This window comes from Parvibaculum sp. MBR-TMA-1.3b-4.2 (assembly GCF_053628815.1).
Genome location: NZ_JBRJHC010000001.1, coordinates 2,407,731 through 2,430,025, shown reverse-complemented (window position 1 = coordinate 2,430,025; position 22,295 = coordinate 2,407,731). Strand labels below are relative to the sequence as shown.

Genomic DNA, 22,295 nt, shown 5'->3' with positions numbered 1-22,295 from the left:
CAGCTCTTACTCCATCGTCGGAATGACGAAGGAGGCGTTCTCCTTCACGCCCGAAGGCCAGCGCGAGGTGACGGTCTTGACCTTGGTCCAGAACTTCACGCCTTCCGTGCCGTGCTGGTTAGTGTCGCCGAAGGCGGACCGCTTCCAGCCGCCGAAGGTGTGATAGGCGAGCGGCACCGGGATCGGCACATTGATGCCGACCATGCCGACCTGAACCTGCGAGGCGAAGCTGCGGGCCGCATCGCCGTCGCGCGTATAGATTGCGACGCCATTGCCATATTGATGCTTCGTCGGCAAGGCGGCGGCTTCCTCGAACGTCTTGGTACGGACGACCGAGAGAACCGGGCCGAAGATCTCGTCATTATAGATCTTCATGTCGGGCGTCACATTATCGAAGAGCGAGCCGCCCATGAAATAGCCGTTCTCATAGCCCTGCAGCGAGAAGCCGCGTCCATCGACCACCAGCTCCGCGCCTTCCTTGAGGCCGAGATCGATATAGCCCTGCACCTTTTCCAGATGCGCCTTGGAAACCACGGGGCCGTAATCGCTGTCGGGCTCGGTCGAGAGACCGACTTTCAGACCTTCCACGCGGGGCTTCAGCGCGGCGACGAGACGGTCCGCCGTTTCCTCGCCCACCGGCACCGCGACCGAGATCGCCATGCAGCGCTCGCCCGCCGAGCCATAGCCTGCGCCGATGAGATCGTTCACGACCTGATCCATGTCGGCGTCCGGCATGATGATGGCGTGGTTCTTCGCACCGCCCATCGCCTGCACGCGCTTGCCATGCGCCGCGCCGGTTGCATAGACATATTGCGCGATGTCGGACGAGCCGACGAAGCTCACCGCCGGGATCTGCGGATGCGTCAGGATTGCGTCCACCGCCTCCTTGTCGCCATTGACGACATTGAGAACGCCCGCCGGCGCGCCTGCTTCCATGAAAAGCTCCGCAAGGCGGATCGGCACGGACGGGTCTTTCTCCGACGGCTTACAGATGAAGCTGTTGCCGCAGGCAATGGCGACGCCAAACATCCACATCGGGATCATCGCCGGGAAGTTGAACGGCGTTATGCCCGCGACCACGCCGAGCGGCTGGCGCATGGAATACATGTCGATGCCGGGGCCGGCGCCTTCAGTGAACTCGCCCTTCTGGAGATGCGGAATGCCGCAGGCGAATTCGATGACTTCCAGGCCACGCTGCACATCGCCCTTGGAGTCGGCAATCACCTTGCCATGCTCAGCGGACAGAAGTTCCGCAAGCTCGTCCATATTGTCTTCGAGCAGGCGCTTGAAATTGAACATGACGCGGGCGCGGCGCTGCGGATTGGTCGCTGCCCAGCCGGGGAAGGCAGCAGCGGCGGCCTGCACCGCCTTGTCCATCTCCGCCGCGCTGGCGAGAGGCGTCCGGCCCGTCACCTCGCCCGTATTCGGGTTCATCACATCGCCGAAGCGGCCGCTCGCGCCCGCCACATGCTCGCCATTGATGAAATGCGTCAGTTCTTTTGCCATGAGCGCCTCTTATGCGGGATGCCTTAGGGCTACGGCCTCCCTTATTTTTGGATACTCCCTTTGTTTAGCCCGCCCCGTTACCGGCTCACAAGGGGGCGGGACGCCTCGCTGCACTGCAACGTCGATTATTTTCAACAGCCATATCGGGCGGTTGCATTGCCTCCCGATCCGCAGGCGCCGCTATCCGGCGATGCCCCTGCGGCAACACATGCCGCATGTTTTTCCGGAATTCATCGTTTCCCTGTGGCAATCCACACCAAATCATTACTAAGATTTCGGTTCTGGCGCCCGAACGGTCCCCTGGAGCGGGGAAACAGGGCCTTGAGAGGTTGCGATGGAGAGTCCGCAACCAGGGGAAACCAACGGGCGGCCCCGCCGCCGAGAGGAACGCAAACATGTCGAATTTCACAAAGACCGCACTCGCGATCATTGTGATCGCCATCATTCTCGTCATCGGCTACCAGATGATGAACCCGTCCGACGATGTGATGACGCAAGACCAGGGCACGAGCGAAATGGCTCCGGCCGATGAAGCCGCACCTGCGGAAGAAGCCGCTCCGGCCGATGAAGCTGCCGCACCGGCGGATGAAGCCGCACCCGCAGCGGAAGAAACATCCGGCGACAGCATGATGGATCAGGCCGGCGAAGCTGCCAAGGCAACCGGGGACGCCATCCAGGAAGGGGCTGAGAAAGCCATGGATGCCGCCAAGGATGCCGCCGAAGCCACGGGCGACGCCGTGGAGAACGCCGCCGAAGATGCCAATGAGGCCATGGGCGCCAAGGGCATGGACGAAAGCGAAGAGCCCGCCGGCACCGAAGCACCGAAGCCGGACAGCAAGCCCGCCGAGTAAGGCCTGCAACGCTTTCGCTTGAAACGAAACGACCCGCGCCCCTCGATCGGGGGCGCGGGTTTTTCATTGTCCGGCCAAACACCGTCAGTCAGTCGGCGGGCCGTACCGCGCCTGCGGGGAACCAGCGCTCCTTCAGCCTGAGCGCAACGCCCACCAGCGCAATCAGCACCGGCACTTCCACCAGCGGGCCAATGACGGTCGCAAAGGCCACCGGCGAAGCAATGCCGAACGCGGCGATGGCGACAGCAATCGCCAGTTCGAAATTATTGCTCGCCGCGGTGAAGGACAGCGAGACCGTCTTCGGATAGTCCGCGCCCAGCACGCGGCTCATCGCAAAGCTCACCAGAAACATGATGACGAAATAGATCGCCAGCGGGATCGCGATCCGGACCGCGTCGAGCGGCAGCGCCAATACCGCCTCGCCCTTCAGGGCGAACATGACGAGAATGGTGAAAAGAAGCGCAAAGAGCGTCAGCGGCGCAACCTTCGGCACGAACCCGTTGTCATAGGCGTCCGCCCCGATGGCCGGACGCAGGAACCGCCGCGTGAGATAGCCCGCCGCAAAGGGCACGCCGAGATAGAGCGCCACGGCGCCCGCCACCACCCAGAAGCTCACATCGATGACCTGCCCTTCGAGCCCGAAGAGCGGCGGCAGCACGGAGAGAAAGAACCACGCATAGACGCTGAAGAAGATCAGCTGGAACACGCTGTTGAAGGCCACCAACCCGGCGACATATTCGTTGCTGCCGCGCGCAAGCTGGTTCCAGACGATCACCATCGCGATACAACGCGCCAGCCCGATGAGAATGAGCCCGGTCATATAGGCCGGCTCGTCATAGAGAAAAATCACGGCCAGCGCGAACATGAGAACCGGCCCGATCAGCCAGTTCTGCACGAGCGACAGCGCCAGGACTTTCCTGTCCTCGAAAATAAGATGCAGCTCCTCGTACCGCACGCGCGCCAGCGGCGGATACATCATGAGCAGGAGGCCGATGGCGATCGGGATATTGGTGGTCCCGATGGAGAGACCTTCAATGGCGGCAGGCAGGCCGGGTACGAAGCTGCCCAGTGCCGCACCCAGCGCCATGGCGGCGAAAATCCAGAGGGTCAGATAGCGGTCGAGAAAGCCGAGCCGCGCCTTCTTGTCACCAGCCGCCATTACTCGGCCTCCGCCGGAGAGCGGCCCATATCGTCGAGCTTCTTCTTGAGCGCCAGCCTGTCGAGCGAGGCGACGGGCAGCGCGACCAGAAGGTCGATCCGGGTCCGGATCTGACGGAACACCTCAAGGAAGTGCGCCCGCGTTTCGGTTTCCGTCCCCTCGAACTTCGCCGGGTCCGGGAAGGGCCAGTGCGCCGTCATCGGCTGGCCGGGCCAGACCGGGCAGACCTCGCCCGCCGCATTGTCGCAGACGGTAAAGACGAAACTCATATGCGGCGCACCCGGTTCGGCGAACTCGTCCCAGCTTTTGGACCGAAGCCCGTCGGTGGGAACCTTTGCATAGTGCAGCGTCTCGATGGCGTAGGGGTTCACCTCGCCGGTCGGCATGCTGCCCGCGCTGTAAGCGTGGAAAGGCGTGCCTGGAAGCGAATTCATATAGGCTTCGGCCATCACCGAACGGCACGAATTGCCGGTGCAGAGAAACAGGACATTGTACTTTTCTTGGGGTTCTTGCTGGGCCATATCGACCTCTCCTTTACGAACAACATACGCCGCGCGGCGCTGCGGGACGGGGCTCATCGCCCTGCTCGAGTTTCGCGAGATCCGGACCACTGCCGAATTCTTCCATCTGGCGGTGCGTATGAAACGCCTCCCAGGCCACCCCGTCGGGATCCGCCGTCCAGCTCTTTTCCGACTTGGCATAGCAGCAGGTGGTCACGCCTTCCGGCAGATAAGGCGCTTCGGCCTGTTTCATTCGGTCAAAGATTTCGTGAAGCTCGCCTTGCTCGTCCACCTGGATGCCCGCATGGTTGAAGCCTTGCGTCTGCGACCCTGTCTCGACGACGAAATTGACGCGGGGATCGTCCAGCATCCACTTGGCATAACCCGGCCGCACCACGCTGGGTGCCTCGCCGAACAGCGACGTATAGAAGGCAATCGACTTGTCGAGATCGGCGACGCCGAAGCTCACATGCAGTCTTTTCACGAGATGCACTCCTCTTGCGGGGCGCAGGCTGCGACCGTGCCGCAGGCGCCGTTACAGCAATCTTCCAGCAGAAATCCCATCACGCCGCTCATCCGGTCGAGATCGGCCTTGTAGATGATCGAGCGGCCTTCACGCCGCGAGGTGACGAGCCCCGCATGAGCCAGCTCCTTCAGATGGAAGGAGAGCGTGGCAGGCGCCACGCCCAGCCTGTCGGCAATCTCACCCGCGGCGAGCCCGCCCTTGCCGTCTTCCGGCGAATGGGCGCGCACCAGCGCGCGAAAGATGGTGAGCCGGGTTTCCTGGGCCAGCGCGGAAAGCGCGTCTATGGTCTGCTTCATTTCCATATTTCGATAATTATAGAAATATAAGATGATTTCAACCCTGAAATCCCTCGCGCCTGAAAAATTCCATAATGAAGGGAAGGTTAAGCCGGATCACACAATCCGAACGGTTCCGCTGACCCGATCTTCAGACCTCCGACCTTACCCTTGTGACGGAATATCGGAATTCCTACGTAGAATCATTGAGCCCTCGCCCCCGGCCGGTCAGCATCCCTCAAGATCGCCAAAGGCCGCTCGCGAAAGCTCAACACTGCGAGCGGTCCGCCCTGTCCATGTGTGGAAGCGAGGACAAGGCGGGCCGCACCTCTCCCCCCAAAAAAGATAGATGCGTGACCAAGCCACGCCCCGTGTGTAATTCTGGGCGCAGAGTTTCGGGCGCGTGAGGATAGGGCGACAGGTGACGCAGGCTCCAGCCACAGTGGAAATGATCCGCCGGGATCGTCGACATGACGATATGGGCGAGATTCCGCGCGCCTGGTATGCGGATGATCCGGGCCTGACGGCTTTCTTCAACGCCATGTCGCTGGCGATCGAGGAGCTGGAGCACTATCTGCTGCGCTCCGTGCGCCGCTTTGCGGAGACCGCGAAAGACACGCCTCTCGAACCACAGGTGAAGGATTTCCTGTTTCAGGAATCGATCCATTCCCGCGAACACCGGCGCTACAACGACCAGTTGCAGGAACAGGGCTTTCCCGCCGAAGAGGTGACGCAGGTGCTGCGCGACCGCGTGAAGCGGATGGAGGCCCAGCGCACCGATCTTCAGAACCTCGCGCTCACCGCCGCCATCGAGCACTTCACGGCGATCCTCGCGCACCAGCTTCTCGACCGGCCGGAACATATCCGCGCCAACGGCTACCCGCCGCTCGTTCGCATGTGGATCTGGCATGGCGCGGAAGAAGTCGAGCATAAATCGGTGACCTACGATCTCTTCTGCCTGCAGGTGAGCGGCTTCCGCCGCTACCGCATGCGCATCGCGGGCATCCTCGCCGCGACACGGCTCATGCTGCCTTTCCTCTATTGGGTGACCTGGCGCTTCCTGAAAACGGACGGCATCCAGTGGCGCTGGAAAAGCTGGCGCGTCATGCTGCGCGTGACGCTCGTCTATCCGGGCTTCATGCGGCGCATGCTGCGCGACTATGTGCGCTGGTACCGCCCCGGCTTCCATCCCTGGGATCAGGATGACCGCGCACTCCTCTTCCGCTGGCGCGACAGTGAACCGGGCAAGGGTCTCACCTGACCAAACAAAAAGGCCGCTCCAAAGAGCGGCCTTTTGCGTTGTCGATTGCGAGAACCGTCAGACCTGACGCTCCACCATCATCTTCTTGATCTCCGCAATGGCCTTGGCCGGGTTCAGACTCTTCGGGCAGGCCTGCGCGCAGTTCATGATGGTGTGGCAGCGATAGAGACGGAACGGATCTTCCAGATCGTCGAGACGCTTGCCGGTTGCCTCGTCGCGGCTGTCCACCAGCCAGCGATAGGCCTGCAAGAGCGCGGCGGGGCCGAGATAGCGGTCGCCGTTCCACCAATAGCTCGGGCAGGAGGTGGAGCAGCAGGCGCAGAGGATGCACTCGTAAAGCCCGTCGAGCTTTTCGCGATCCTCATGGCTCTGGCGCCATTCCTTGGCAGGCTCGGTCGTTTCCGTCTGCAGCCAGGGCTCGATGGATGCATGCTGCGCATAGAAGTTCGTCAGGTCCGGCACGAGATCCTTCACCACCGGCATATGCGGCAGCGGATAGATGCGCACCTCGCCGGAGACCTCGTCGATGCCCTTGGTACAGGCCAGCGTGTTCTGCCCGTCGATATTCATCGCGCAGGACCCGCAAATGCCTTCGCGGCAGGAGCGGCGGAAGGTCAGCGTCTGGTCGATCTCGTTCTTGATCTTGATCAGCGCGTCCAGAACCATCGGCCCGCAGTCGGACATGTCCACTTCATAGGTGTCCATGCGCGGATTGGCGCCGTCATCCGGGCTCCAGCGATAGATCCGGAACTTCTTGACCTTCTTCGTACCCTTGGGGGCCTTGAAGGTCTTGCCCTTCTTGACGACGGAATTTTTCGGCAGGCTGAGCTGAACCATCTTTTCGATCCTTTCCCGCGATCAGTAAACGCGGGCCTTCGGCTTGATGTATTCGATGTCGTTGGAAAGCGTGTAGGTGTGCACGGGGCGATAATCGATCGTCGCCTGGCCGTTCTCGTCCACCCAGCACATCGTATGCTTCATCCAGGTCTCGTCATTACGATCCGGGAAGTCCTCACGCGCATGCGCGCCGCGGCTTTCCTGACGGTTGGCCGCGCCTTCCACGGTGGCGACCGCCTGAATGATGAGATTGTCGAATTCCAGCGTCTCGATGAGATCGGAATTCCACACCAGCGAGCGGTCGCTGACGCGCAGATCGCCGCGCTTGCCCACCGTCTCCTGAATGCGCTTGCGGCCCTGCTCCAGCGTCTCGCCGGTGCGGAACACGGCAACGTCTTCCTGCATGGCGCGCTGCATCTCGTCGCGCAGCTCGGCGGTCGGGGTGGAGCCGCTCGCATTGCGGAACTTGTCGAGACGCGCGATCGAATTGTCGCCCGCGCCCGCCGGCAGTTCCGGCTGCGAGGCGCCCTTCTCTACGAGCTCTGCAGCGCGGATACCCGCGGCGCGGCCGAACACGACAAGATCGATCAGCGAGTTGGAGCCGAGACGGTTCGCGCCATGGACCGACACGCAGGCCGCTTCGCCCACCGCCATCAGGCCGGGCACGACGCTGTCCGGGTTGCCATCCTTGAGCGTCAGCACCTCGCCATGGAAGTTCGTCGGAATGCCGCCCATGTTGTAATGCACGGTCGGCAGCACCGGGATCGGCTCCTTCGTCACATCGACGCCGGCAAAGATGCGGGCCGATTCGGAGATGCCGGGCAGACGCTCTTTCAGCACCGCCGGATCGAGATGATCGAGATGCAGGAAAATGTGGTCCTTGTTCTTGCCCACGCCGCGTCCTTCGCGGATTTCGATGGTCATCGACCGCGAAACCACGTCGCGCGAGGCAAGGTCCTTGGCGCTCGGCGCATAGCGCTCCATGAAGCGCTCGCCCTCGGAATTGGTGAGGTAGCCACCCTCGCCGCGCGATCCTTCGGTGATGAGACAACCCGCGCCGTAAATGCCGGTCGGATGGAACTGCACGAACTCCATGTCCTGCAGCGGCAGACCGGCGCGCAGCACCATGGCGTTGCCGTCGCCCGTGCAGGTATGCGCGGAGGTGCAGGAGAAATAGGCGCGGCCATAGCCGCCCGTCGCCAGAATGACGAGCTGGGCGCGGAAGCGGTGAATTTCGCCGGTCGCCATGTCGAGCGCGACGACGCCGCGGCAGACGCCCTCATCGTCCATGATGAGGTCGATGGCGAAATATTCGATGTAGAAATCCGCCTTGTGGCGCACCGACTGGCCGTAAAGCGTGTGCAGCATGGCATGGCCGGTCCGGTCGGCCGCCGCGCAGGTGCGCTGGGCGATGCCTTCGCCGAAATTGGTCGTCATGCCGCCGAAGGGACGCTGATAGATCTTGCCGTCCTCGGTCCGGCTGAAGGGCACACCGAAATGCTCCAGCTCGTACACCGCATCCGGCGCGTGCCGGCAGAGATATTCGATGGCGTCCTGGTCGCCCAGCCAGTCCGACCCCTTCACGGTGTCGTACATGTGCCAGCGCCAGTTATCCTCACCCATATTGCCGAGCGAGGCGGCAACGCCGCCCTGCGCCGCCACGGTGTGGCTACGGGTGGGGAAAACCTTCGAGATGCAGGCCGTCGAAAGGCCGCGCTCCACGCAACCCAGCGTCGCGCGAAGGCCGGCGCCGCCGGCGCCCACCACCACGACATCGAAAGTATGATCGTTGAATGTGTAGTCGTTGGATGCTGCCGCCATGAGCCCGATCTCTTGTTTTACGCCCCGAAACCGATCTTCAGCGCCGCGAAAACGCAGGCGAGACCGACCAGGAAGGAAAAGAACGTATTACCGATCAGCGAGAGGAACTTTGCGCTCTCACCGGTCACATAGTCTTCGATGATGACCTGCATCCCGGCCCGCATATGCAGGATGCCGGAAATGATGAGGGCCAGCATGAGGATGACAACCAGCGGATTGGCCAGATAGGCGCGAACCGTCTCATAGTCGCTGCCCGTCAGCGCAACCACCGAGGCGATCAGAAAGATCGCCAGGAAGACGTTCGCCACCGCCGTCACGCGCTGGAGGATGAAATGGCCGGAGCCGGAGCGGGCCGACCCGAGGCCATGCACGCGGCTGTAAGGGGTACGCATATCGCTCATCACATGGCTCCCATCATGCTGTAGCCGATCCACCAGACGAAGATAGTCAGCACGAAGCCGCCGACCAGCGTCATCCAGGCCATGAACTTCGCCAGGCCCAGCGAGAAGCCCTTGCCCATGTCCCAGATGAAGTGGCGGATACCGCCCAGCATGTGGTGCATCAGCGCCCAGGTGAAGACGAACAGGAGAAGCTTGCCGACCCACCATGAGATGAAGCTCTCGAAGAGCGAATAGGCATTGGGGCCCGCCGCCACCGAAAGCAGCCACCAGGCCAGAATCAGCGTGCCGATATAGAGCGCCGCCCCGCTGATGCGGTGCGCGATCGACATCATCATGGTCATCGTGCGGCGATAAATCTGCAGATGCGGGGAAAGTGGCCGTGAAACCGGTTGCGTATCAGCCATCTTCGCGTCCTCGTTAGAACTCCCTGGCCGAGGCGCGGCGGGCGCCGCGCACTGTCCGGCCCCGGGCAAGGCGTGGAGTCGTGTGTCGTGGCTGTTGTTTACCGCGCGATATGCCGCAACGCAAACATCACGTGATGCCGTAACCCATTCTTTTTGCGAACGATTCTCACATATACCGCATACCGCAGCGACAACCTTGCCGCCCGAAAGAGCCGTTCAAAAGAAAGGCGACGTCACGGGCGGGATGTCATGCCCGATATCGATCCAGCGCCAGACAGCGGCTCCCTCGAACATCCGCACCTCGGGCATCGCATCTGCGGGCGTCAGATCGATATGCACATAGACGAGAATCTGGTCCGCCTCTCCTTCGCCTCTGGCGAGGGGAAAGATCGTATATTCGTAATCGGTCCGGCGGCCATTCGCTTCCAGCACCGGCGTGAACTGCCAGAGGCCGCAAGGCTTCGCCATCAGCGCCCGCACGCTGTCATAGGCATCGCTGGCGATCGCCGGGTCGACAAGCGACAGATAGTCCATGCCCGTCAGATCCGCGCCGAAGAAATCGAAAAACCCCGACCCGACGAGCCGGTAGGGCAGCGCAGGCTTTTCCTTGTCCGGCTCGATGATCGCCATCCATGGCGCAAAGCGCGCGAAGGGCTTGAGACCGATATCCTTGCGCAGGGGAATGGCGCGGCCATGACAGGCCTCGCGCCACGCCGCCTCGAAATCCACGCTCGCCCCGGAGCGAAGCGCCGGATTTCCCATCCCGTCGTCAAACGGGTTCGGCCCGGCCGCGTCGATTTCCGCCATTCCAGCCTCCTCAAACCGCGATCAGCGCCGCGGCATAAACACCCAATAGTCGAGATCGAGAATGACGCCTTCCGCATAGCCCTTCTCCAGCGGACCGGGGAAGTTCGTGCAAGGGGCGTCCTTGGTGGCAAGGGTGCGAAGCCTGAGCGCGCCGAGATCGGTGCGGCGGTCGAGTTCCGATTTCTCCAGCACCTCCGTCCAGGCGAACACCGTATTGCCCGCAAAGCAGGGCGCGACATGACGCCCGCCATTGATGGCGCCGAACAGCACCGCGTTGCCGAGCCCGTTGAAGGAAAGCGAACGGGCCAGCGAAATCACATGGCCGCCATAGATCAGCCGGCGGCCGAAGCGCCCCTGGCCTTCCGTGAACTGATTGAAATGCACTTTCGCCGTGTTCTGGTAAAGGCGCGTCGCCATCATGTGCTCGGCTTCCTCGATGGTGACGCCATCCACATGGTCGATCTTCTCGCCCACCTCGTAATCGTCCCAGAGATGCCGGGAGCCGGAGGCGGTGAGATCGAAATTACGGAAATCGGTTTCCGACGGCGGGATCAAGTGATGCGGATCCACCACGTCGGGAAGCGAGGGAACGTCCGGCGTCGGTGCAGGCGAGGCCTTGTCGCGTTTGCGCACCATCACCCAGCGCACATAATCGATCACAATATCGCCGCGCTGGTTGCGACCGGTCGAGCGCACATAGACGACGCCGGTTTCGCCATTGGAATTTTCCTTGAGCCCGATGACCTTGCTGTCCGCGCTCAGCGTATCGCCGGGAAAGACCGGCCGGTGGAACTTGCAGTCCGCATAACCGAGATTGGCGACGGCGTTGAGCGAAATGTCGGGCACCGTCTTGCCGAACACGATGTGGAACGCGAGAAGGTCATCGACCGGCGCGGTCGCATAGCCCGAAAGGCGCGCGACCTCCGCGGAAGATTGCAGCGAGAAACGCGATCCGAACAGCGCCTGATAAAGCGCGACATCGCCCTCCGTCACCGTGCGCGGCGTCGCATGGTGGATGACCTGCCCGATCGAGAAGTCCTCGAAATAATTGCCTTCATTCGTCTTGGTCATGCTCATGCTCACCCGTTTGCCTTTTCCAGTTCCGCGATCTGGTCGGCCACGTTCACGACGCGGCGCGCGATTTCCGCGTGCAGGATTTCAACCATCTTGCCATCGACCTTGAGAACGCCCTTGCCCTGATTTTCCGGCTGGTCGAAAGCCTCGATCACCTTGCGGGAAAACGCGACCGTTTCCTCATCCGGCGAGAAGACCTTGTTGCAGGGGCCGACCTGGCTTGGGTGGATCAGCGTCTTGCCGTCCATGCCGAGATCGCGGCCCTGTTCGCACATGGCAAAGAAGCCGTCCTCATCCTTGATGTCGTTATAGACGCCGTCGAGAATGACGAGGCCATAGGCGCGCGCGGCCAGCATCGCAAGCCCCAACGAGGTCATCATCGGCATACGTTCCGGCGTATGCTGGCAGCGCAATTCCTTGGCGATGTCGTTCGTGCCCATCACCCAGACATTCATGCGCAGCGAGGTCTCGGTCTTGGCCGCGATCTCCTTGATGTTGAGCATGGCAAGCGGCGTCTCGATCATGCACCAGAGCTGCATGGTCTCCGGCGCGCCGGCGGCCGCCATCTGGCTTTCGGCCAGCGTCACGTCGTCGGGCGTGTTGATCTTGGGCACCAGAATGGCGTCCGGCCCGGCCGCGACGGCGGCGGCGATATCGTCCTTGCCCCAGGCCGTATCGAGTGCATTCACACGAATGGCGATTTCGCGCTTGCCATAACCGCCCGCCTTCACGGCGGCGCAAACCTGCTGTCGCGCCTCTTCCTTGGCGTCGGGCGCCACGGCATCCTCCAGGTCGAGGATCAGCGCATCGGCGGGAATTTCCTTCGCCTTCTCCAGCGCCCGGGCATTCGAGCCGGGCATATAGAGGACGGAACGGCGGGGACGGGCTGTAAAATCTGCCATGGGGAACTTCCATTTGATAGCGCGTGAAGAATGCGGCGACACTATAAAGACTGTCGGCACGTGTGAAGCCGCATTTGGTCTCACCCGCCAAAGGAACGAAGGATCGAGAGGAGCGCGTGGCACGCATTCTCAGCATATCGAGCCAGGTCGTTTACGGCACGGTCGGCAATTCGGCGGGCGTTTTCGCCCTGCAAAGGCTCGAACACGAGGTCTGGCCGGTGCCGACCACCCTGCTCTCCCATCATCCAGGCTACGGGGCCCCGGCGGGCGGCCCTCTGCCCGCAGAGGCGATTTCAGCGCTGATCCGCTCGCTGGACGAAAAGGGCTGGCTTGGCCGCTGCGACGCCATGATGTCGGGCTATCTCGCCGCGCCGGATCAGAAAGAGGCAATCCTCGAGGCGCATGACCGGCTGAAACGCGCCAACCCGCAGGCGCTTTTTCTGTGCGATCCCGTGCTGGGCGATGAGGAATCCGGGCTCTATGCCGCCCCGGGCGTGGTGGACGCCATGCAAGCGCTCATCGCCCGGGCCGACATCGCAACGCCCAATCTCTTCGAACTCGCCCTTCTGACCGACACCCCCTTGGACAAGACCACGCCGGAGGAGATGCTGCGCGCCGCCGCCCCCGCCCGGATATGCCTGACCTCCGCGCCCGCTCCGGCAGGGCGGATCGGCATTGTCGTCAAGGAGGAGGAGAGCTTCCACGCCGTCGAAACACCGCGCTTCGAGCCTGCGCCCAAAGGCACGGGCGACCTTTTCAGCGCCCTTGTGCTAGGCCGACTGCTCCGTCACGGGAATTTCGCAGAGGCCGCTCGGGAGGCCGCCGCCTCGACCGCCTCCATCGTGCGGGAAAGCGTGGCGCGGGAAAGAAGCGACCTGATGCTGGCGGAAGCCCAGCAATTCATCGAGCGCCCGGATGAAGAGGCGACCCTGACCGTGCTGTAAGGCCTCAGGCGGTGGCCAGCATCGTGTTGTCCTCGACGGTGCGCGTATAGGGCATGCGGACCGTGATGGTGGTGCCCTGTCTCGGTTCCGATTCGATGACGAGCGAAGCGCCATGCAGGCGGGCCAGCGCGCGGGTGAGCGGCAAGCCGAGCCCCGTGCCCTCCGCGGCATAAACCGTGCTGTCCAGATTGATCTGGCGGAAGGGTTCGAGCGCCAGCGGAATATCTTCCTTCGCAATGCCCACGCCCGTATCGCTGACCCGGAAGGCGAGACGCCGGTCCGGCTCGAGGAAGGCGGCAAGTTCCACCCTGCCGCCACGCGGCGTGAACTTCACCGCATTGGAAACGAGATTGAGAATGATCTGGCGCATGGCCCGCTTGTCGGCGAAAAGCATCGGCAGGCCCTCCTCCACTTCCACATGGAGCGAAACGCCCGCATCCGACGCGCGATGATGGATCATCCGGCTGCAGCTTTCGACGATCCGGTCGACCTCGAGTTCTTCCTCATAGAGCTCGTACCGGTCGGCCTCCACCTTCGACAGGTCGAGAATATCGTTGATGAGCGAAAGCAGATGGTTTGAGGATTTGTGGATGTCGTCCACATATTCCTTGTAGCGCTCATTGCCCATCGGCCCGAAAAGCTCGCCATTCATAAGCTCGGAAAATCCGATGATCGCATTGAGCGGCGTACGCAGCTCGTGGCTCATATTGGCGAGGAACTGGCTTTTGGTGGAATTGGCAAGCTCCGCCGCGTCACGCGCATCGCGCAGCTCACCCGCCGTGCGCTCGCGCTCCATCACTTCGTGGTTGAACTTCTCGAGCACCTGATTGTAACGCACGGCAATCTCGCCGGCCTCGGTAAAGGGCTCCACATGCACCGGCCGCGAGAAGTCGCTGCGCTTGGCCTGCGCCTCCATCGCACCCAGCACGTCGAGCAGCGAGGAAGAGGCGCCGTGCTCGGCCACGTTGAGGCCCATCCGCTCCGCTTCCTCGCTGACGCGGAGCGGCAGGAAGCGATTGACGATCTTCAGCACGACAAAGCCCGCCCCGAAGGCGAAGACGCCGGCGACCGAGACGCCCAGAAGCTGAACGCCGAACTGCTCCAGCCGCGTGTGACCGTCGAGGAACTGCGCCTGATCGCCGAAAATCGCCACGGCCAGCGTGCCCCAGACGCCCGCCGCCAGATGCACCGGCACCGCATCCACCGCATCGTCGATCTTGTGCGCTTCGAGAACCCCCGACGCGATATAGGAAACAATGCCGCCAATCGCGCCGATCAGAATGGCCGACGGCGTGTTCACCAGATGACAATTGGCGGTGATGGCGACAAGCCCCGCCAGCACGCCGTTGATCGTCTGGTCGACGGGGGGAAGCCCGTTGCGCCACCACGTCACCATCACCACGGCAAAACCGCCCGCGGCGGCGGCCAGCATCGTATGCACGAGAATGAAGGGAACGCTCGCATTGAGCGCTAGTGTCGAGCCGCCATTGAAGCCGAACCAGCCGATCCAGAGCAGGAACATGCCCAGCGTCGCAATCGGCATGTCATGTGCCTCGATAGGCCGCCCGTCCTTGCCGAAGCGCCCGATGCGCGGCCCCATCACGACGATCGCGGCAAGCGCGATCCAGCCGCCCACGGAGTGAACGACCGTCGAACCGGCAAAATCGATGAAGCCGAGCTTTTCCAGCCAGCCCGCGCTTTCGCCGAACAACAGCCCGCCCCACGCCCAATGACCGAAGACCGGGTAGATCAGCGTGGACAGAATGGCCGCCGTGATGATGTAGCCGCGGAAGTTCATCCGCTCAGCCACCGCGCCGGACACGATGGTGGTGGAGGTGGAACAGAAGGCAAGCTGGAAAAAGAAGAACACCATGGTCCAGGGCAGCACATCGCTGCTGCCGGCCTGCCCCACCATCGCGAATTCGCTCGCGCCGATGAGCCCACTCTGGCTTGCCCCGAACATCAGCCCGAAGCCGATCGCCCAGAAGCCGAGACCCGACACGCAGAAATCGACGACGTTCTTGACCGCCACATTGATCGAGTTCTTGGCCCGGACGAGACCGGATTCAAGACAGGTAAAGCCCGCCTGCATCAGCAGCACGAGCACGGTGCACACCAGCACCCATGTCGTGTCTATCGACTGAGATAAGCTTTCCACCTCGACGCCCCCGACTGTCCCAACAGAGAGAGCATCGCAGAGAAGCGTTAAGTTTCCGCTTATCGAAAACTGCCGAATTCACCCGTAAACTGCTGTTTATAAAGCAATTTGCACAGTTTGTGTGCAGACGATGCCTGCGCGACCCGGAAGGCGGGGGTGTCAGCCCGCCTTCTTCAGATAGCGCGCCCCGAGAATTTCTGCGATCTGCACGGCGTTGAGCGCCGCGCCCTTGCGCAGATTGTCGGAGACGACCCACAGGTTGAGACCGTTATCGACGGTGGGGTCGGAGCGCAGCCGGCTGATATAGGTCGCATACTCGCCCACGCATTCGACCGGCGTGACGTAACCGCCATCCTCGCGCTTGTCGACGACGAGACAACCCGGCGCCTCGCGCAGGATGTCGCGCGCCTCATCGTCGGAAATCTCCCGCTCGAATTCGAGATTGAGCGCTTCGGCATGCCCCACGAAAACCGGCACGCGCACGCAGGTCGCCGTCACCTTGATCTTCGCATCGAGGATCTTCTTGGTTTCGACCATCATCTTCCATTCCTCCTTGGTCGAGCCGTCTTCCATGAAGACGTCGATATGAGGAATGACGTTGAAGGCGATCTGCTTGGTGAAGAACTCCGATTCCTTCGGATCGTTCACGAAGATGGAGCGCGTCTGGGTGAAGAGCTCATCCATCGCCTCCTTGCCCGCGCCGGAAACCGACTGATAGGTCGACACCACGCAGCGCGTGATCTTCGCCGCATCGTGCAGCGGCTTCATCGCCACCACCATCTGCGCCGTGGAACAATTCGGGTTCGCGATGATGTTCTTCTTGGTGTAACCGGCAATCGCGTCGGCATTCACTTCCGGCACCACGAGCGGCACATCCGGGTCCATCCGCCACTTCGACGAATTGTCGATGACGACGCAGCCCTTGGCTGCGATCTTGGGCGCCCATTCCGCCGACATCTCGCCGGACGTCGCCATCAGGCAGATATCGGTGCCCGCGAAATCATAGGTATCGAGCGCCTTCACCTTGAGCGTGCGCTCGCCATAAGAGACTTCCGTCCCCTGGCTGCGGCGCGAGGCAAGCGCCACCACCTCGTCGGCGGGGAACTCGCGCTCCGCAAGGATGTTGAGCATCTCCTGGCCCACATTACCCGTGGCACCGAGGACGGCGACCTTGTAGCCCATATCTGGCTCCTTCCTGAGAACCGCCCGTCCCGGGCGATTTTCCGGCGGGTCGGGCTGTCTTTTGGATTATCCGTTCAGCTTGTCGAGCGCCGCGAGGATCGCGTCGCCCATCTCGGTCGTGCCGACTTTTTTCATGCCGTCCTGCATGATGTCGCCGGTGCGCAAGCCGTCGGCCAGCACGGTATCCACGGCTTTCTCCAGCAGGTCGGCATCCGCGCCAAGCTCGAAGGTGTAGCGCAGCGCCATCGCGAAGGAGAGGATGGACGCAATCGGGTTCGCAGCCCCCGTGCCCGCAATATCCGGCGCGGAGCCATGCACGGGTTCGTACATCGCGCAGGCCTTGCCGTTCGCATCCTTCGCACCGAGCGAGGCGGACGGCAGCATGCCGAGCGAGCCGGTGAGCATGGACGCGATATCGGACAGCACGTCGCCGAAAAGATTGTCGGTCACGATGACGTCGAACTGCTTCGGGTTACGCACGAGCTGCATGGCGCAATTGTCGGCCAGCATGTTTTCGAGCGTCACATCGGAGAACTTCTCCTTGTGGAGCTTCGCGACTTCTTCATACCAGAGCACGCCCGACTTCATGACATTGCGCTTCTCGACCGACATGACGCGATTGTCGCGCTTGCGGGCAAGATCGAACGCGACTTCCGCGATGCGGCGGATTTCGCCCGTCGTATAGACCTGCGTATCGACGCCGCGCCGCTCGCCATTGCCGAGATCGGTGATTTCCTTCGGCTCGCCGAAATAGACGCCGCCGGTCAGCTCGCGCACGATCATGATGTCGAGACCTTCGACGATCTCGCGCTTCAGCGACGAGGCATCGGCAAGCGCGGAAAAGCAGAGCGCCGGACGCAGATTGGCGAAAAGTTCGAGATCCTTGCGTAGACGCAGCAGACCCGCCTCGGGGCGCCCCTCATAGGGGACGTTATCCCATTTGGGTCCGCCCACCGCGCCGAGCAGAACGGCATCCGCCGCTTTCGCCTTTTCGACCGTCTCGTCCGTCACCGCCACGCCATGCGCGTCATAGCAGCAGCCGCCGACAAGCTCGTTCTCGATGTCGGCACCGAAACCGCGCTTGTCGTTGTACCAGGCGATGACGCGCTCGACTTCGCCCATCACTTCCGGGCCGATACCGTCACCGGCGACGATCAGGATCTTCTTGCTCATACTCGGTCTTTCGTTTTCTTGTCGTGGTGCGGACGATGCTCGGCAGGATCAGACCCAGGGCTGGATTTCTTTCTGCTTCGTCTCGTAATCGGCGATCTCGCCTTCCTTCTGAAGCGTCAGGCCGACATCGTCGAGACCTTCCATCAGGCAGTGCTTGCGGAAGGGATCGACGTCGAACTTGATGACGCCGCCATCCGGCCCGCGAATTTCCTGCGCTTCGAGATCGATGGTGACGACCGCGTTGGACCCGCGCTCGGCATCGTCCATCAGCTTGTCGACTTCTTCCTGCGGCAACACGATCGGCAGAATGCCGTTCTTGAAGCAGTTGTTATAGAAGATGTCGGCAAAGCTCGGCGCGATGATGCAGCGAATACCGAAATCCAGAAGCGCCCAGGGCGCATGTTCGCGCGACGAGCCGCAGCCGAAATTGTCGCCGGTCACAAGGATCTGCGCATTCCGGTAGGCCGGCTTGTTCAGCACGAAGTCCGGGATTTCCTTCTTGTCATCGTCATAGCGCATTTCGTCGAACAGGTTCTTGCCGAGCCCGGTGCGCTTGATCGTCTTCAGGAACTGCTTGGGGATAATCATGTCGGTATCGACATTGATCATGTCCAAGGGCGCCGCGACGCCTTCCAGTTTGGTGAATTTTTCCATCTTCTGCTGTTCCCGTTCAATCAGTCGAAATCGCGCACATCGACGAAGTGGCCGGCGATCGCCGCCGCCGCCGCCATGGCGGGCGAGACGAGATGCGTGCGCCCGCCGCGGCCCTGACGGCCTTCGAAGTTGCGGTTGGAGGTGGAGGCGCAACGCTCGCCCGGCTCCAGCTTGTCGGCATTCATCGCCAGGCACATGGAGCAGCCCGGCTCGCGCCACTCAAAACCCGCTTCGATGAAGATCTTGTCGAGACCTTCCTTCTCCGCCTGTTCCTTCACGAGGCCCGAGCCCGGCACCACCATCGCGCTGACGGTGGAGGCGACCTTGCGGCCCTGCTTCACCGCCTTCTCCGCGATCACGGCGGCGGCGCGCAGATCTTCGATGCGGCCATTGGTGCACGAGCCGATAAAGGCGCGGTCGATCTTCACTTCCGTCATCGGCGTACCTGCCGTGAGGCCCATATAGTCCAGCGAACGCTGCATGGCGCGCGCGCGGTGCTCGTCCGGCTGGCTCTTGGGATCCGGCACGACATCGGTGATCTTCACCACGTCCTGAGGCGAGGTGCCCCAGGTGACGAGCGGCGGCAGATCGGCGATGTCGATGGTGATTTCCTTGTCGAAGACCGCGCCCTCGTCGCTCGGCAGCGTCTTCCAGTACTCGACCGCCATCTCCCACGCCTTGCCCTTGGGCGCGCGCGGGCGGCCTTCCAGATAGGCATACGTCTTCTCGTCCGGCGCGATGAGGCCGGCGCGGGCGCCGCCTTCGATCGTCATGTTGCAGACGGTCATGCGGCCTTCCATTGAAAGGTCGCGGATCGCCTCGCCGGCGAACTCAATCACATAGCCGGTGCCGCCCGCCGTGCCGATCTCGCCGATGATCGCGAGCACGATGTCCTTCGCCGTAAAGCCCTCAGGCGCCTTGCCCACCACATTGATGCGCATGTTCTTGGCCTTGGACTGGATCAGCGTCTGGGTGGCGAGCACATGCTCGACCTCCGACGTGCCGATTCCATGCGCCAGCGCGCCGAAGGCGCCATGCGTGGAGGTGTGGCTGTCGCCGCAAACGATGGTCGTGCCCGGCAGCGTGAAGCCCTGCTCCGGCCCGACGATATGCACGATGCCCTGGCGGATATCGGACATCTCCAGATATTCGACGCCGAAATCCTTGGCATTGTGTTCCAGCGTCTCGACCTGGAGCTTCGATTCCGGATCGGAAATGCCATGCGCCCGATCGGTGGTCGGCACATTGTGATCGGCAACCGCCAGCGTGCGCTCGGGGCGGTGCACCTGGCGATGCGCCATACGCAGGCCTTCGAACGCCTGCGGGCTGGTGACTTCATGCACCAGATGCCGGTCGATATAGAGCAGGCAGGTTCCATCCTTCTGCTCTTCCACCAGATGGGCATCCCAGATCTTGTCGTACATGGTGCGGGGCGCCATGGCTCCAATCCTCTCTGTCGTCTCCGGCGCCGTTTACTTACGCGCCGTTATTTTCAAAGGCATGTCGGAATGCGCTGGATATGGGACGCACCCCGGAACGAAAAAAGCGGGCCCGGGCGCTCCGGCGCCCTGCCCGCTTTTCGAAGATGGTTTTCTGCTCTGTGAGAGCGGCCGAAATCAGGCGGCGCCGTTCTTGTCTTCGCGACGGGCTTTATGGTCCTGTTTCTCGGTAATTCGGGCCGCCTTGCCGCGCAGGCCACGCAGGTAATAGAGCTTCGCACGACGGACGCGGCCGCGGCGCAGCACCTTGATCGAGGCGACAAGCGGGCTGTAGACCGGGAAGACGCGTTCCACGCCTTCGCCATAGGAAATCTTGCGGACGGTGAAGTTTTCCTGCAGGCCCGAGCCGGAACGTGCAATGCACACGCCCTCGAATGCCTGAAGGCGCTCGCGCGAGCCTTCCACCACCTTCACATTGACCTGCAGCGTGTCGCCCGGCGCGAATTCCGGGACGTCCTTGGTCGCTGCCAGCGATGCCATCTGCTCCTGCTCGAGCTGCTGGATGATATTCATAACGATCAACCTCGAATGTGAAGGCCTTCCGGGCAAAATGCCTCCGGAAGCGCGGTTCACTATCACGTTTTAATCCGTATGGCGACCACCTTTGGGCGATTCCGTGAGGAATTTTTCCCAAAGGTCCGGACGCCGCGTTCTTGTCAGCTCCTCGGCCCGCTCTCTGCGCCATGCGTTAACCTTTGCATGGTCGCCGGAGGTCAGAACCGCCGGAATTTCCCGTCCTTCGAAAACCGCAGGCCGGGTGTAGTGCGGGTATTCAAGCAACCCGCTCTCGAAACTCTCGTCCTCGCCCGAAAGCCCGCTGCCCATCACGCCGGGCAGCAGCCTTACACAGGCATCGATCAGTGCCATCGCCGCCGGTTCGCCGCCGGAGAGTACGAAATCCCCGAGGCTTACCTCTTCCATGGACCGCGCCTCGATCACGCGCTGGTCCACCCCTTCGAAACGCCCGCACAGAAGCGTCACACCGGGCCCGGCGGCCAGCTCCCGGACCCGTTTCTGGGTCAGCGGCTTACCCCGAGGGCTCAAATAAATCAAGGGCTTGGCGCTATCCGGCCGATGCACCGCATCCACCGCCGCCGCCACCACGTCGGCCCGCATCACCATGCCCGGACCGCCGCCTGCCGGCGTATCGTCAACGCTGCGGTGTTTATCGCTCGCGAACCCGCGAATGTCCACAGCCCTGAGCCGCCATGTGCCCTCTTCCAGCGCCCGCCCCGCCAGCGAAATGCCGAGCGGGCCGGGAAACATGGCCGGAAAGAGGGTCAGCACATCGGCTTCCCATACTCTTTCCGGATCGGGGGCGCCGGCCTTACTCATCCGCCGCCTCATCATCTTCTTCGCCAAAAGTGCCGATCGGCGGGTCGATCACGATCTTCCCGCCTTCGATATCCACTTCCGGCGCATTTTCCGCCGTGAAGGGCATCAGCACCGTGGCGCCGCCGCCTTCCGGCGAGATTTCCAGCAGGTCGCCCGCGCCGAAATTCTGGACGGCCGCGACCTTGCCGTAACGGGTCCCGTCGGCACCGATGGCGGCCAGACCGACCAGGTCGGCGTAATACCAGCCTTCCTCGTCCTCATCCGGCTCGGGCAGGCGCTCCCGGGACACATAAAGCTCCGTGCCCCTGAGCGCCTCGGCCTCGTCGCGGTCGGTGACGCCCTCAAGCGCGCACAGGGCAAGGCCCTTGGCGACGCCTTTGAAGTCGATCCCGAAGCTGCGGCTGGCGTCCTTCGTCTCCACCGGCCCATAGGCGGCGATGCCGTCGGGCGCCTCGGTGAAGAACTTCACCCGGACCTGGCCGCGCACGCCATGCGCGCCGGCGATGACGCCGAGACAGACTCTCTTGTCCGTGCTCATAAGGCGATCTCCGCGCGGCGCTCACATGGCACGAGATCAGGCCTCGGCCTGCTCTTCGCCGGCGGCTTCTTCGGCAGGGGCTTCCTCGGCGGGAGCCTCTTCGGCCGGGGCCGCATCGGCGGCAGCCGCTTCCTCGGCCGCCATACGGGCAGCTTCGAGGCGTTCCTGCGCCTTCGCCTTCGGCTTGGCCTTCTCCGGATTGTTGCTCGGCTTGCGGTTCCACAGGCCGGCATCCGTCAGGAAGCGCGCGACGCGATCCGTCGGCAGAGCGCCATTGTCGAGCCAGTGCTTGGCGCGCTCGGTGTCGAGCACGACGCGCTGATCGCCGTCCTTGGGGAGCATCGGATTATAGGTGCCGAGCTTCTCGATGAAGCGGCCATCGCGCGGGAACCGGGTGTCGGCCACGACGATACGGTAGATGGGGCGCTTCTTGGTGCCGCCACGGGAAAGCCTGATCTTGAGTGCCATATGTCTACTTCCTTCGTTGA

The 22,295-nt window shown here is 62.6% G+C and carries 24 protein-coding genes; 3 read left to right on the top strand and 21 right to left on the bottom strand.

The window, feature by feature from the left end; translation table 11 throughout:
* Positions 1-6 precede the first annotated feature (6 nt).
* The gene (locus ACSSVQ_RS11680; protein ID WP_454183254.1) at positions 7-1,506 is read right to left on the bottom strand and encodes a CoA-acylating methylmalonate-semialdehyde dehydrogenase; all 1,500 of its coding nucleotides are present in this window, start codon (positions 1,504-1,506) and stop codon (positions 7-9) included.
* Positions 1,507-1,901: 395 nt separating this feature from the next.
* Between ACSSVQ_RS11680 and ACSSVQ_RS11675 the strand changes: the two genes are divergently transcribed.
* A complete protein-coding gene (locus tag ACSSVQ_RS11675; protein ID WP_454183252.1) occupies positions 1,902-2,357 on the top strand; it encodes a hypothetical protein in 456 nt (151 codons plus the stop codon).
* 88 nt (positions 2,358-2,445) lie between these two features.
* Here ACSSVQ_RS11675 and arsB read toward each other — a convergent pair whose 3' ends face one another.
* The 4 genes from arsB to ACSSVQ_RS11655 are packed head-to-tail and all read right to left on the bottom strand — an operon-like array spanning position 2,446 to position 4,838.
* Complete coding sequence (gene arsB, locus ACSSVQ_RS11670) at positions 2,446-3,516, bottom strand: ACR3 family arsenite efflux transporter (protein ID WP_454183250.1); 1,071 nt, start codon at positions 3,514-3,516, stop codon at positions 2,446-2,448.
* Positions 3,516-4,037, bottom strand: coding sequence for an arsenate reductase ArsC (locus ACSSVQ_RS11665; RefSeq protein WP_454183248.1), 522 nt, complete (start codon positions 4,035-4,037; stop codon positions 3,516-3,518). Before ACSSVQ_RS11665 ends, arsB begins: the two co-directional genes overlap by 1 nt.
* A gap of 13 nt (positions 4,038-4,050) precedes the next feature.
* Positions 4,051-4,500 carry an ArsI/CadI family heavy metal resistance metalloenzyme gene (locus ACSSVQ_RS11660; RefSeq protein ID WP_454183246.1) on the bottom strand — a complete coding sequence of 150 codons (450 nt, stop codon included), beginning with the start codon at positions 4,498-4,500 and terminating at the stop codon, positions 4,051-4,053.
* Positions 4,497-4,838, bottom strand: a complete 342-nt coding sequence (locus ACSSVQ_RS11655) for an ArsR/SmtB family transcription factor (protein WP_454183244.1) — start codon at positions 4,836-4,838, stop codon at positions 4,497-4,499. The genes ACSSVQ_RS11660 and ACSSVQ_RS11655 overlap by 4 nt, the downstream gene beginning before the upstream one ends.
* A 400-nt stretch (positions 4,839-5,238) precedes the next feature.
* On the opposite strand from ACSSVQ_RS11655, the gene ACSSVQ_RS11650 reads away from it, so the two are divergent.
* Positions 5,239-6,078 carry a metal-dependent hydrolase gene (locus ACSSVQ_RS11650; protein WP_454183242.1) on the top strand — a complete coding sequence of 280 codons (840 nt, stop codon included), beginning with the start codon at positions 5,239-5,241 and terminating at the stop codon, positions 6,076-6,078.
* A 57-nt stretch (positions 6,079-6,135) separates the two neighbouring features.
* Here ACSSVQ_RS11650 and ACSSVQ_RS11645 read toward each other — a convergent pair whose 3' ends face one another.
* The 7 genes from ACSSVQ_RS11645 to ACSSVQ_RS11615 form a co-directional block, all read right to left on the bottom strand.
* Entirely contained in the window at positions 6,136-6,915 is a 780-nt protein-coding gene (locus ACSSVQ_RS11645) for a succinate dehydrogenase iron-sulfur subunit (RefSeq protein ID WP_293326590.1), read from the bottom strand.
* A 21-nt stretch (positions 6,916-6,936) separates the two neighbouring features.
* On the bottom strand, positions 6,937-8,736 hold the full coding sequence (gene sdhA, locus ACSSVQ_RS11640) for a succinate dehydrogenase flavoprotein subunit (protein ID WP_293326593.1): 1,800 nt from the start codon (positions 8,734-8,736) through the stop codon (positions 6,937-6,939).
* Positions 8,737-8,753: 17 nt separating this feature from the next.
* Positions 8,754-9,137: a succinate dehydrogenase, hydrophobic membrane anchor protein gene (gene sdhD, locus ACSSVQ_RS11635; RefSeq protein ID WP_339613858.1), complete on the bottom strand. Its 384-nt coding sequence runs from the start codon at positions 9,135-9,137 to the stop codon at positions 8,754-8,756.
* Positions 9,137-9,541 (bottom strand): succinate dehydrogenase, cytochrome b556 subunit, encoded by a 405-nt coding sequence (gene sdhC, locus ACSSVQ_RS11630; protein WP_454183240.1) that lies wholly within the window; start codon positions 9,539-9,541, stop codon positions 9,137-9,139. Before sdhC ends, sdhD begins: the two co-directional genes overlap by 1 nt.
* Before the next feature lie 216 nt (positions 9,542-9,757).
* Positions 9,758-10,348, bottom strand: a complete 591-nt coding sequence (locus tag ACSSVQ_RS11625) for a PAS domain-containing protein (protein ID WP_454183238.1) — start codon at positions 10,346-10,348, stop codon at positions 9,758-9,760.
* A gap of 21 nt (positions 10,349-10,369) precedes the next feature.
* On the bottom strand, positions 10,370-11,419 hold the full coding sequence (locus tag ACSSVQ_RS11620) for a MaoC family dehydratase (RefSeq protein ID WP_454183237.1): 1,050 nt from the start codon (positions 11,417-11,419) through the stop codon (positions 10,370-10,372).
* Between the two features lie 8 nt (positions 11,420-11,427).
* Positions 11,428-12,324 (bottom strand): HpcH/HpaI aldolase/citrate lyase family protein, encoded by an 897-nt coding sequence (locus tag ACSSVQ_RS11615; protein ID WP_454183236.1) that lies wholly within the window; start codon positions 12,322-12,324, stop codon positions 11,428-11,430.
* 116 nt (positions 12,325-12,440) lie between these two features.
* Here ACSSVQ_RS11615 and pdxY point away from each other — a divergent pair, with 116 nt between their 5' ends.
* Positions 12,441-13,268 (top strand): pyridoxal kinase, encoded by an 828-nt coding sequence (gene pdxY, locus ACSSVQ_RS11610; protein ID WP_454183234.1) that lies wholly within the window; start codon positions 12,441-12,443, stop codon positions 13,266-13,268.
* 4 nt (positions 13,269-13,272) lie between these two features.
* On the opposite strand, the gene amt is transcribed toward pdxY, so the two are convergent.
* From amt to rpsP, 9 genes are all read right to left on the bottom strand, one after another.
* Complete coding sequence (amt, locus tag ACSSVQ_RS11605) at positions 13,273-15,426, bottom strand: ammonium transporter (protein ID WP_454183232.1); 2,154 nt, start codon at positions 15,424-15,426, stop codon at positions 13,273-13,275.
* 159 nt (positions 15,427-15,585) lie between these two features.
* On the bottom strand, positions 15,586-16,608 hold the full coding sequence (locus ACSSVQ_RS11600; RefSeq protein WP_454183230.1) for an aspartate-semialdehyde dehydrogenase: 1,023 nt from the start codon (positions 16,606-16,608) through the stop codon (positions 15,586-15,588).
* A gap of 66 nt (positions 16,609-16,674) precedes the next feature.
* Positions 16,675-17,781 carry a 3-isopropylmalate dehydrogenase gene (leuB, locus tag ACSSVQ_RS11595; protein WP_454183228.1) on the bottom strand — a complete coding sequence of 369 codons (1,107 nt, stop codon included), beginning with the start codon at positions 17,779-17,781 and terminating at the stop codon, positions 16,675-16,677.
* Between the two features lie 48 nt (positions 17,782-17,829).
* A complete protein-coding gene (gene leuD, locus ACSSVQ_RS11590; RefSeq protein ID WP_454183226.1) occupies positions 17,830-18,435 on the bottom strand; it encodes a 3-isopropylmalate dehydratase small subunit in 606 nt (201 codons plus the stop codon).
* Positions 18,436-18,455: 20 nt separating this feature from the next.
* Positions 18,456-19,874, bottom strand: a complete 1,419-nt coding sequence (leuC, locus tag ACSSVQ_RS11585) for a 3-isopropylmalate dehydratase large subunit (protein ID WP_454183224.1) — start codon at positions 19,872-19,874, stop codon at positions 18,456-18,458.
* Positions 19,875-20,051: 177 nt separating this feature from the next.
* On the bottom strand, positions 20,052-20,447 hold the full coding sequence (rplS, locus tag ACSSVQ_RS11580) for a 50S ribosomal protein L19 (RefSeq protein WP_293326628.1): 396 nt from the start codon (positions 20,445-20,447) through the stop codon (positions 20,052-20,054).
* 69 nt (positions 20,448-20,516) lie between these two features.
* Positions 20,517-21,269, bottom strand: coding sequence for a tRNA (guanosine(37)-N1)-methyltransferase TrmD (gene trmD / locus ACSSVQ_RS11575; protein ID WP_454183222.1), 753 nt, complete (start codon positions 21,267-21,269; stop codon positions 20,517-20,519).
* Positions 21,262-21,807 carry a ribosome maturation factor RimM gene (rimM, locus tag ACSSVQ_RS11570; RefSeq protein WP_454183220.1) on the bottom strand — a complete coding sequence of 182 codons (546 nt, stop codon included), beginning with the start codon at positions 21,805-21,807 and terminating at the stop codon, positions 21,262-21,264. The genes trmD and rimM overlap by 8 nt, the downstream gene beginning before the upstream one ends.
* 36 nt (positions 21,808-21,843) lie before the next feature.
* Positions 21,844-22,275 (bottom strand): 30S ribosomal protein S16, encoded by a 432-nt coding sequence (rpsP, locus tag ACSSVQ_RS11565; RefSeq protein WP_454183218.1) that lies wholly within the window; start codon positions 22,273-22,275, stop codon positions 21,844-21,846.
* Positions 22,276-22,295 lie beyond the last annotated feature (20 nt).